1 protein-coding gene is annotated in these 1,488 nt (G+C 37.0%); it reads right to left on the bottom strand.

From position 1 onward, the window contains the following. Positions 1-211: 211 nt before the first annotated feature. Positions 212-1,488, bottom strand: a 1,277-nt coding sequence (locus tag NXH67_RS00145; RefSeq protein ID WP_272795929.1) for a hypothetical protein, incomplete at its 5' end; no start/stop codon positions are given.

Below are 1,488 nucleotides of genomic sequence, written 5' to 3'. Positions count from 1 at the left end.
TTGGATTTGCCGGAAGTCAGACTATACCATCAAGGCGTCGAAGAAGGCCGTAAGGAAGGCTTGATGGAAGGCTTGATGGAAGGCGAGGCTGAACGCAACAAACTCCAATCAGAGAATGCTGCGCTTCGTAAAGAGCTTGAAGCACTTAAGGCAATGAGAAAATAATATGATGTTAGTCGCTGCAGGGATTGAGAATCTTTGCAGCGATTTTTTACCACTCAACCAATTTGAATATCCCTATAACCAACGACGCAACATCTATCCCAAACGCCAACAGCGCAGATGCAACTTCCATCCTCACATATGGCAGATTCGATGACCATATTGTCGAAATTGAACTATCAGTAATACGTCTTTGCTCCTCTGTCTGCGTATCCTTTTCAAGCTCCTCTATGGCATCATATTTCCACTTTCTAAAAAGCCTGTTTAAAAAAACCTTTGGAAGAAAAGATACAATAATAAATGAAACCACACAAAGAAATACTGTCACAGACAATAATGGAATCAGATAATTCTTGAAATTCTCAATATCCTTGAATCTATCACCCGGCATTATACAAACTACGACAGCCAATAAATACATCATAGATACAGCAAAAAAGCTCATCGATGATCTAGACGAAACATGTAATAAATCCCTTAAATACTTTGAATTCCATGGAATCCTTGTATCACATTCTAAATCTTCCGCATTAGCTATTTCACGTGTAAAAAAGCAGAACGCCACGCTGGAATAATAGGATACATAGTTGAGAACCAAGCCTATTTTCAGTAGCACCTTTGATGCCATCGCAACATAAATACCAATATAATTATTGGTTGCCGGATCAAATAACTTCAGTTTACTGCATGAAAATAATATAACGTATGATACAACTCCCCAAAGGATAGTAAAAAGTGCTTTAATAACCACCTCAACTACACTACATCCTTTTGTCCAAGGAAACGGCCATATAAGGTTCTTCGCATCCGGCAGGATTTTTACATGATAACTATTTTTTTCTCCCTTGTATAAATCATTTAGCGTATCTATTGATCTGATATTCTTAAGGAACGCATAAATCCAGACATGAATAACTGCAGTTAATAACATAATGCTCACATAATAATTCCAATCAATGACCATTCCAAGACTAGGATTTGTAAACAGATACAACCACCCTGCAGTTACACATACATATATTGCGATAAAAAATATTGCACATGCATTTAATATTGTATTATGCACATCTTTCTGATTCAGCATATACCTAATAAGAAACTGTATATCATCCCTAATTATATTCAATATAAAGGAACCATGAAACTCTTTCCTATCCTTCTTCTTTTCTACCTGAAGATCCCATAATTCTCTATCAATCTCGCGGTTCTCTCTGGCAGCCTTATCAATCTTCTCCTCTATCTGATTGATCATAGTTTTAATAGGCCTGCTCTTAATCTCTTCACCGCTCTCCAAACCTCCCTTTAAAACACTGTAATCATCCATTG

Origin of the sequence: Butyrivibrio sp. DSM 10294, from assembly GCF_028539135.1 — a bacterium.
GTDB lineage: Bacteria > Bacillota > Clostridia > Lachnospirales > Lachnospiraceae > Butyrivibrio.
Note: the sequence above shows the minus strand (reverse complement) of the source record. Positions and strands in the feature narration are given on the sequence as shown.